Origin of the sequence: Pseudonocardia sp. SID8383 (assembly GCF_009864975.1) — a bacterium.
GTDB lineage: Bacteria > Actinomycetota > Actinomycetes > Mycobacteriales > Pseudonocardiaceae > Pseudonocardia > Pseudonocardia alni.
Genome location: NZ_WWFY01000718.1, coordinates 1 through 9,015 on the forward strand (window position 1 = coordinate 1; position 9,015 = coordinate 9,015).

9 protein-coding genes and 1 tRNA gene are annotated in these 9,015 nt (G+C 72.7%); 2 read left to right on the plus strand and 8 right to left on the minus strand.

Annotated elements, in window-relative coordinates:
- Positions 1-459, minus strand: a 459-nt coding sequence (locus GTW08_RS17345) for a hypothetical protein (RefSeq protein ID WP_161152226.1), incomplete at its 3' end; no start/stop codon positions are given.
- A gap of 3 nt (positions 460-462) precedes the next feature.
- Positions 463-741, minus strand: a complete 279-nt coding sequence (locus GTW08_RS17350; protein WP_020622502.1) for a hypothetical protein — start codon at positions 739-741, stop codon at positions 463-465.
- A gap of 512 nt (positions 742-1,253) precedes the next feature.
- Here GTW08_RS17350 and GTW08_RS17355 point away from each other — a divergent pair.
- A complete protein-coding gene (locus tag GTW08_RS17355; RefSeq protein ID WP_073576065.1) occupies positions 1,254-3,722 on the plus strand; it encodes a heterodisulfide reductase-related iron-sulfur binding cluster in 2,469 nt (822 codons plus the stop codon).
- 64 nt (positions 3,723-3,786) lie between these two features.
- Here the strand turns inward: GTW08_RS17355 and GTW08_RS17360 are convergent, their stop codons facing one another.
- From GTW08_RS17360 to GTW08_RS17370, 3 genes are read right to left on the minus strand one after another with little or no spacing between them, the layout of a single operon-like run.
- Positions 3,787-4,944, minus strand: coding sequence for a hypothetical protein (locus GTW08_RS17360; RefSeq protein WP_073576066.1), 1,158 nt, complete (start codon positions 4,942-4,944; stop codon positions 3,787-3,789).
- A 47-nt stretch (positions 4,945-4,991) separates the two neighbouring features.
- Positions 4,992-5,576 (minus strand): dCTP deaminase, encoded by a 585-nt coding sequence (gene dcd, locus GTW08_RS17365; protein ID WP_062398841.1) that lies wholly within the window; start codon positions 5,574-5,576, stop codon positions 4,992-4,994.
- Positions 5,577-5,602: 26 nt separating this feature from the next.
- Positions 5,603-6,784 (minus strand): UDP-N-acetylglucosamine 2-epimerase, encoded by a 1,182-nt coding sequence (locus GTW08_RS17370; protein ID WP_073576067.1) that lies wholly within the window; start codon positions 6,782-6,784, stop codon positions 5,603-5,605.
- A gap of 163 nt (positions 6,785-6,947) precedes the next feature.
- Here GTW08_RS17370 and GTW08_RS17375 point away from each other — a divergent pair.
- Positions 6,948-7,018: transfer RNA gene (locus tag GTW08_RS17375), tRNA-Gly, on the plus strand.
- 207 nt (positions 7,019-7,225) lie between these two features.
- On the opposite strand, the gene GTW08_RS17380 is transcribed toward GTW08_RS17375, so the two are convergent.
- From GTW08_RS17380 to GTW08_RS17390, 3 genes are all read right to left on the minus strand, one after another.
- Complete coding sequence (locus tag GTW08_RS17380) at positions 7,226-7,600, minus strand: hypothetical protein (protein ID WP_073576068.1); 375 nt, start codon at positions 7,598-7,600, stop codon at positions 7,226-7,228.
- Between the two features lie 54 nt (positions 7,601-7,654).
- Entirely contained in the window at positions 7,655-8,287 is a 633-nt protein-coding gene (locus GTW08_RS17385) for a pyridoxamine 5'-phosphate oxidase family protein (RefSeq protein WP_073576069.1), read from the minus strand.
- 145 nt (positions 8,288-8,432) lie between these two features.
- Positions 8,433-9,015 (minus strand): hypothetical protein (locus tag GTW08_RS17390; protein WP_202417303.1); only part of this gene is annotated, 583 nt, incomplete at its 5' end.

A 9,015-nucleotide genomic window follows, 5' to 3' on the forward strand; every position in this document is an offset into this window, starting at 1 on the left:
CACGGTGACCGGCGGCCGCGTCCCCGCGGCGTCGATCCGGGTGCGCTGCGCGGTGGACAGCGCGGGGGACCGGCCACCCGCCGACGGGACGCCGGGGTGGGCACGGGTGGTGTGGACGCGGACGTGCCCCGCGCGGACCGATCCGCCCGCGGCCTTCCGGCCGGCCCGCGGCCCGGTCACCTCGGCCCAGAACTGGCCGAGGACCTGACCCAGCGGCCGCTCGTAGTCGATCTTCTTGCCGAGCAGGCGGGTGATCGCGACGGTGCCGACGAGTGCCCAGGCCACGGAGAAGAAGTCCAGGCCGATACCGAGCCGGCGCTGGACGAACATGATCAGCATCATGACGAGGAGTCCGACGCCGTAGCTGACGTAGCGGGCACGCCAGGGGAAGGTGGCCCGCGGCGGCCCGAGCCAGACGGCGTCGACGCGGTAGACCTCGTCGTCCGTGCGAACGAGCACGGATCAGCCCGGGGTCACGAGCAGGTTGGCCAGCGCCTGTCCGATGGCCGGACCGCTGCCGGTCACGGCGATGCCCAGTGCGATCAGACCCACCAGCAGCCCGATGCTGCGCCGGGCCACGCCGGCGTTGTCACCACGACCACCGATCCACAGCAGGATGACGGCGATCGCGAGCAGGATCAGCGGCACGATGTTGTTCGTGATCCAGTCGCGGAGGTTGACCGTGGTCAGCTGTCCGCCCTGGGCGAGTACCAGCTGGATCGCCTCGTACGAGGTCTTCACAGCTCCTCCTTGCGGCAGTCCGCTTGTCCCGGTCGCTCCCGCAGGCGAGTAGACCACGAGACCCGTACGGGATCCTAGGGGCTGAGCCACCCGGCCCACCGGTGCGCCACGCTGCGCGATCGGGTCGACACGGTCGGACCAGCGCCGATCGGGCGTGACTCGTGTCTCCCCGCGGGACCGGCCCCGGTCCGAGATGTCATGGTCGTCCTTGGCTACTGTTCGGTAACAAGCACGACCCGACCATGACGGGGTCGGGCGACCCCAGGCCGGGCGCACTACCCTTCGCCCGACCGTCGTCGCACCCCACCACACCAGTGCGGCGACGAGGTCCGAGGAGGCACTGCGATGGAGAGGCCCGCCCGGTCCCGGCGGCACGGTACTTCGTGCGCACCCGACCGCGCCCTCGCCGACGCACGCCACCGGACCGGTTCATCGTTTCCCGTCCCGATCCGTCACGGCAGCACCACGCTCCGGCAGGGACCGCTGGGTGTTCAACAGGGAGGTTCCTCCAGATGACCTGGGTGCAGTACACGCTCGGCATCGTCACCGTGCTGTCGGCGATCGTCGCCGTGGCCCTCGTCGCGATGACCGTGACCCGGATGGTGAAGATCATCCGGCTCGGTGAGTCCGACCCGACGCGCACCGGCCCGTTCGGCCCGCGGTTCGCGACGATGCTCAAGGAGACCCTGGGTCACACCAGGATGCTCAAGTGGACCAAGGTGGGCATCGTCCACTGGCTGGTCATGGTCGGTTTCGGCGGCCTGTTCCTGGCGCTGATCGAGGCCTTCGTCGAGGTCTGGAACCCGACCTTCCACCTGCCGCTGATCGGGCAGTGGTCGGTGTACTCGCTGTTCGTCGAGATCCTCGGCGTCGGCACGGTCGTCGGCATCGCCGCGCTGATCGTCATCCGCCAGGCGAACAACCCGAACCGGCAGGGCCGGATGTCGCGGTTCTACGGCTCGAACATGGGCCGCGCCTACTTCGTCGAGGCGATCGTGTTCCTCGAGGGGCTGGGCATCCTGGTGGTGCGCGGCGCGAAGATCTCCCTGGGCGCGTTCGACGTGCCGGTCTGGTCCGCCCCGGTCTCCTACGCGCTGTCCGCGGTCCTGCCCGCCTCGACCACGCTGGTCACCGTCTTCGCCGCGGTGAAGGTGCTGTCCGCGACGGTCTGGCTGATCGTCATCGCGCTCACCCCGACGATGGGTGTGGCCTGGCACCGGTTCACCGCGTTCCCGAACATCTACTTCAAGCGCAACGACGACGGCTACAAGGCCCTCGGCGCGACCCGGCCGATGATGTCGAACGGCAAGCCGCTGGACCTGGAGGAGGCCGACCCCGACACCGACACCTTCGGCGTCGGCAAGGTCGAGGACTTCACCTGGAAGGGCCTGCTCGACTTCACCACCTGCACCGAGTGCGGCCGCTGCCAGTCGCAGTGCCCTGCGTGGAACACCGAGAAGCCGCTGTCGCCGAAGCTGCTGGTCAACGCCCTGCGCGACCACGCCTACGAGAAGGCCCCCTACCTGCTCGCCGGCGGCAGCCGCGACATGGCGGGCGACGAGGTCGGCATCACCGGCGAGGGCGCCGAGGAGCGGCTCAAGGCCATCCCGGTCGACGCCCTGGAGGCCGCGGGCCGGCCGCTGGTCGGCGGTGAGGACGTCCTCGGAGTCATCGACCCCGACATCCTGTGGTCCTGCACCACCTGCGGCGCGTGCGTCGAGCAGTGCCCGGTCGACATCGAGCACGTCGACCACATCATCGACATGCGCCGCTACCAGGTCCTCATCGAGACCGAGTTCCCCACCGAGCTCAACTCGCTGTTCAAGAACCTGGAGAACAAGGGCAACCCCTGGGGCCAGAACGCCAAGGACCGCCTCGAGTGGACCAAGGGCCTCGACTTCGAGGTCCCGGTCGTCGAGAGCGAGCTGGACGCCGAGACCGAGTACCTGTTCTGGATCGGCTGCGCCGGCGCGTTCGACGACGGCCAGAAGAAGACCGTCCGGGCCACCGCGGAGCTGCTGCACCGCGCCGGGGTGAACTTCGCCGTTCTCGGCTCGGGGGAGACCTGCACCGGTGACCCCGCGCGCCGCTCGGGCAACGAGTTCGTGTTCCAGATGCTCGCCCAGCAGAACGTCGAGACCCTCAACACCGTGTTCGAGGGCCGCGAGGCCGGCACCCGCAAGATCGTCACGACCTGCCCGCACTGCCTCAACACCCTGGGCCGGGAGTACCCCCAGCTCGACGGCCACTACGAGGTCGTGCACCACACCCAGCTGCTCAACAAGCTGGTGCGGGACAAGAAGCTGGTCCCGGTGTCGGCCCCGGCGGGCGAGGAGACCGGCCCGGTCACCTACCACGACCCCTGCTACCTCGGGCGGCACAACGAGGTCTACGAGGAGCCCCGCGCGCTGATCAACGCGACCGGAGCGGCCGGAACGACCACGCTCACCGAGATGCCGCGGCACGGCGACCGGTCGATGTGCTGCGGTGCCGGTGGCGCCCGGATGTGGATGGAGGAGCGCATCGGCAAGCGCATCAACTTCACCCGCGCCGAGGAGGCCGCCGAGACCCTCACGAAGGCCGGTGGCGGCTCGGAGCCGTCCGGCACGCTCGCGGTCGGCTGCCCGTTCTGCCGCACGATGATGACCGACGGCGTGAACCAGACCGCCGGTGAGGCCGTGCAGGTCCAGGACGTCTCGCAGATGCTGCTCGCCGCGGTGAAGCGGGGCGACCCGGCCCCGGAGCCCGTCGCGGCCGAGACCACCGCCGAGGAGGCGCCGACGACCGAGACCCCGGCCGTCGCCACTCCGGAGACCGAGGTGGCCGAGGAGTCGGCGAAGCAGGACCCGGCCACCCCGGCCGGGTCGGACGGTGCGTCGAGCACCGGCACCCCGGCGTCGTCGGGGAACGGGAGCGGCAACGGCTCGACCAACGGGTCGTCGCCGGAGCAGGCCGAGCAACAGCGCTCGAACGAGAACTGACCGCACGCACGCACGACGGCCGGGCACCCCGCGGGGTGCCCGGCCGTCGTCGTGGGAATGGGGGTCAGCAGAGGGTGAAGGAGCTGACCTGGAACGTCGACGGCGTGGTCCGGGTGAGCACGACCCGGCCCAGCTGCGGCGCGGCGGCCCCCCAGGCGGAGCGGCAGGCGTCGACGGTGGTGGTGGCGCCGACCGCCACCTCCGGGTCCGGACGCCGGTCCGGGACGGTGACCTGTGCCCCGGCGGGCATCCGCCCGTGCAGGATGGCGACGGCGTCCTCGCAGCCCGCCGCACCCGTCGCGGCGCGGAGCTGGTCGAGCGCGGCGGGTTGGACGAGCCGGCAGACGCGGGCCGGGTTCGGCGAGGCGACCCCGGTGTCCAGCGAGACGAGCGCGAGCTGCGGGCGGGCGACGCCGAGGTCGGTGCGGAACTGCGCGCCGGCCTGCGCGTCGACGCGGGCCTGGTCCTGCCGGATCTCGGCCGAGCGGAACGAGTAGCCGACCCCGGACACCGCCAGGAGCACCACGCCGGCGGCGAGCACCGTCCAGCGCGGCAGCAGCAGCGCTCCGGCGACGATCACCCCCACCGACAGGGCCAGCGCCCACGCCCACGGGTTCTCCCGGGTGCCGTTCACCAGGGCCGCGACGAGCACGACCCCGGCGACGTGCGGTGCCCACCCCTGAAGCAGCCGGTCCAGCCGCAGCAGGGCCAGCAGGACCAGGGTGCCGAACCCGAGGCCGACCGGGACCCACCAGCGGCCCGGGTCGTCGAGGAAGGGCAGGAGCAGGATCGCGGCACCCGCGAGACCGAGCGCGGTGGCACCGCGGACGGTGCGGGGGCGCAGGCGGCGCCACGGGGCCCAGGGGTCCCGTTCCGCCGTCCCGCGGTCCGCCTGTGGCGGGTCCGCGGGGTCGGGTGCGGGCCGGCGGGTGAGGGCGCGTGAGCCGGGGTCGGGTTCCGGGGGGGCCACGGGGGACACGACGAGCTCGGTACCGGGGTCCGGCGGGGTGGCGGGCTCGGAACGGCCCGCGCCCTCACCGGCCGCGGTCTCGCCGGCGGCGCCGGGCGCGGGTGTGCCGGGGGTGGGGACGCCACGCCCGGTCGGGTCGGGAGCGGCGTCGTCGTACCGGGGTGGGGTGGCGCGGCGGACGCCGCGGTCGGGGCGGCCACTCCGACGGCGGCCGGTGGCCCACGGGTCCGGGGAGCTGCGGTCGGCGTCCATCACCGCCCAGCGTAGCGACGCCGTCACCCCCGACGGCGACGACGAGCTCAGGCCCGCCGGGTGTCGGTGCGGTGGAAGTTGCGGAACGCGCGCGACGGCGTCGGGCCCCGCTGCCCCTGGTAGCGCGACCCGACGCCCTCGGTGCCGTAGGGCCGTTCGGCCGGACTGGACAGCCGGAAGAGGCACAGCTGCCCGATCTTCATCCCCGGCCACAGCGTGATCGGCAGGTTCGCCACGTTGGACAGCTCGAGGGTGATGTGGCCGGTGAAGCCCGGATCGATGAACCCGGCGGTGGAGTGGGTCAGCAGACCCAGACGGCCGAGCGAGCTCTTGCCCTCCAGGCGTCCGGCCAGGTCGTCGGGCAGCCCGACCCGCTCGAACGTGGAGCCCAGCACGAACTCGCCGGGGTGCAGCACGAACGACTCGCCGTCCGGTGTCTCCACCGGGGTCGTCAGCTCGTCCTGCTGCTGGGCGGGGTCGATGTGGGTGTAGCGCGAGTTCTGGAAGACGCGGAAGTACCGGTCCAGCCGGACGTCGACACTGGACGGCTGGAGCATCTCGACGTCCCACGGGTCGAGCACGAGCCGGCCGGACTCGATGTCCTTGCGCAGGTCACCGTCGGAGAGCAGCACGCCGACACCCTATCCAGGGCCCCCGGTCACGCCTCGGAGGACTCCTCGGAGTCCGACTCCACCTCACCGGGGCTGTGCCGGCCGCCGCCGACGAGGTCGTCGGGCAGCTGCGGCGAGCGGGTCAGCCCGAACATCCAGGCGACGGCCTGCTCTGCGCGGGCGGCCTCGAACCCGTCCGACGCGGCGGCGCGGCGCCCGTGGTCGCCGTCGAGCACCTGCGCCACGGCGGCGGCCGCGTCGTGCGCGGCGATGCTGCGGATCGAGTCGCCGGGCTGCGGCACGTTCGGCCCGTCGACCAGGACCGCGAGGGTACCGAGACCCGGTGCGTCGACCACGAGCTCGTGGTCGTCGCTCACCAGGACGGTCGCCGCGGTGAGCACGGCCAGCTGGTCGGGCAGCGCCGGCTCGGCCACGACCGTCACCCGCGGGTGGGTCCCGAGCGACTGCGCCGCCTCCCCCGCGGCGAGCGCGCCGAACAGCACGATCTCGATCCGCGGGTACCGCTCCAGCAGGTCCGCGATCCCACGCAGGACCGGCGACGACGAGGCCCTCGCCAGGTCGACGACGATCAGCCTGCGGTGCTGGTCGTGCATCCGCTCCAGCGCGTCGACACAGCCCTGGTGCCGGGGGCCGGGCAGCGAGTTGATCGTGTCGCCGATCGTCAGCACGTTCGGGCCGAGCGGGCTGCCCAGCGCGGAGCCGCTGGTGGTGAGGAACAGCGACGCGAGCTGGCCGATGACCCGCCGGTGCGCCTCCTGCGGGAACGGGCACAACAGGTCGTCGGTACCCATGCCGGCCTGCATGTGCACGATCGGGATCCGCCGCCAGAACGCGACCGTCGCCGCGACCTCGGCCGCCAGCCCACCACCGTGCACCAGCACCGCGGACGGGTCCTGGTCGACGAGCAGCTGGTCGAGCCGGGTGAACAGCGCCGCGGCGACGTCGGCCATGCCGGGCCCGGTCTCCAGCGGCAGCAGGATCGTGATGTCGGTGGGGACACCGAGTGCCTCGAACGCCTCGTGGACGGACATCGGGTCCGGCCCGGTGGCGACGGTGATCCCACGGATGCGGTCCGCCGCCGCGACGGCCCCGGCGACCGGGGCGAGCCGGGCGACCTCGGGACGGCTGCCGGCGATGAGCAGGACGTCGTGCTCGTGGTCCGGGGGGAACCCGGACACGTCGCCCGACGTCGGGTCGAACACCGTCATCGCAGTCGCCTTCCGGCCGAGGTCTGACCGACGGTGACGAGTGTGCGCGGACCGGGCGGCCGGGTCGAGACACGCGCGCCCGGTGGTCGGATCGTGCGACGACCGGGCAGGGGAGGTCCGTGACAGGTACGCGGATCGTGGTGCTAGGGTGATCTCACGCCATGCGGATGTAGTTCAATGGTAGAACATCAGCTTCCCAAGCTGAATACGCGGGTTCGATTCCCGTCATCCGCTCAGAACACGAAGGCCCAGGTCAGCGGCAGGTTTCCCGCCGAGCCTGGGCCTTCGTCGTCTCCGGGGAACAGTCTCTCGTGCCATTCCGTGCGACGACGGTCCGTGACCGGTGGCGTGTGGCAGTCGCCGTGCGGCCTCATGATCACCGTTTGTGGAGCGCGGGGGCCGTGGAGTGCACTCCGGACTCCACAACCGGTGATCATGGAGTCAGAGCGCGGGCGGTACGTCCCGGCGGGCGACCCACCAGGTCGCGACCCCGGCCCCGGTGAGCAACGGGACGAGCACCAACACAGCGGGGCCGGCGAACACCGCGACCACGCCCAGCGCGATCGCCGCGGTCCCCGCGCCGAGGCCGCTGGCCACGGCCAGCGCCGTCGCCCGCTCGCCGATCGGCTCCCCGGCCACCCAGGACAGCGTGCGGGCCACCCCGGCGACGACCACCGCCAGCACGATCCCCACGACCACCGCGGCAGGTGGCAGCGCAGCACCCGCCGCGAGCACGACCGGGATCGCGAGCGCGGTGAGGACGGCGGACAGCAGGGCGCGCAGGGACCGCCGCAGCGGCGGTACGGGGGGTGTCACGTCTCCCCATTGTGCAGGGTCTGACCTGCGGTTTCGATGTAACCTGCGCGACCCTCAGTAGAGCCGGGCCGCGTAGCCGGCACCGTAGTACTCCTCGATCTTCTCCAGTGGCTCGTCGGGACGGGCGAGCCGCTTGGCGAGCTGCGCGGTGGAGGGCAGCGCGTCCGGCTCGGGCCAGCTCGTCGTCACCCACAGCTCGGAGCGCAGGAACGCCTTGGGACAGTGGAAGTAGATCTGGTCGATCGCGACCTCGCAGGCGAGCAGCGGCCGGCGGCCCTTCACGGCGAGCTCGTCGAAGTACGGCGCGTCCCGGAGGAGCCGGGCCCGGCCGTTGATGCGCAGCGTGTCGTTGCGGCCCGGCACCAGGAGGATCACACCGACGTGCGGGTTCTCCAGGACGTTGCGCCAGCCGTCGACGCGGCCGTTGCCGGGACGCTCGGGGATCGCGACCGTGCGGTTGTCGACGACGTGCACGAAACCGGCCGGGTCACCCTTCGGCGAGACGTCGCAGGTGCCGTCGCGGCCCGACGTCGCCAGCAGCAGGAACCGGGACGCCGCCAGCCAGGCGCGGTGCACGTCCACGAGGTGGTCGCGTTCCTTCGCCAGCGCGGGCGCGATGGGCTGCCCGGTGATCTCCTGCAGCTCGGCGAGGGTACGGATCTCGGTGCCGTGCGCGTCGGAGGTCATGGGTCGACGGTAGGCGCGGACGGCGGGCGGGGCCGAGTGGATTCCGGTCACGGGCGTCCGACGACGGGCAGCGCCCACGCCCGCCACGGCAACAGGACGGGCCCGTCCGGCAGCGGCGTCCGCTGACGCGGCGCGTACGGCGCGTTCACCGGTGCACCGTCGATCCCTGGGGGCCGTCGCTCCAGGAGATCTTCTTGGCGAAGCAGTCGTCGGAGCCGAAGCCCTGGGCGTCGCACCAGGCGTTCGCGCCGGCCGCGGTGGTGAAGGGCTGGGCGACGACCACGACCCAGTAGTCGCTGTTGCGGAAGACCGGCCAGTCGCCGGACCAGACCAGCGCGGCGCCCGGGTACTGCGCGGCGAGGCCGCGGTAGTGGTCGAGGATGCCCTGCTCGTCGTAGGTGATGCCGCCGTCGCTGGTGCCGGCGCGCTTGGAGGACAGCTGCGGGACCCAGTAGCCGGCCGTGGCGGCGAGGCGCGGGCTGTCGGCGGCGGCCTGCTCGGTGAGCGACGTCGTCGGCGACGGGCTGTAGCCCGGCACGTAGGTGGTCGGCGGGATCACGACCGGTGCCGCGGCCGGGGCGACCACCACCGGCACCGGGGCGGCCGCCGGGGTCACGGTGGGCGCGGTGCCGGGGAGCAGGTCGGGGCGCAGGACGAGCAGCGCCGCCCCCGCCAGCAGCAGCGTCACCAGCACCAGCGAGGCGACGACCCACGGCGTCCGCGACGGG

Bases quoted from the DNA above. Each gene is read 5' to 3' on its own strand.
- GTW08_RS17355 (WP_073576065.1), top strand. From the start codon at position 1,254: ATGACCTGGGTGCAGTACACGCTCGGCATCGTCACCGTGCTGTCGGCG.
- GTW08_RS17360 (WP_073576066.1), bottom strand. From the start codon at position 4,944: ATGGACGCCGACCGCAGCTCCCCGGACCCGTGGGCCACCGGCCGCCGT.
- GTW08_RS17370 (WP_073576067.1), bottom strand. From the start codon at position 6,784: ATGACGGTGTTCGACCCGACGTCGGGCGACGTGTCCGGGTTCCCCCCG.
- GTW08_RS17385 (WP_073576069.1), bottom strand. From the start codon at position 8,287: ATGACCTCCGACGCGCACGGCACCGAGATCCGTACCCTCGCCGAGCTG.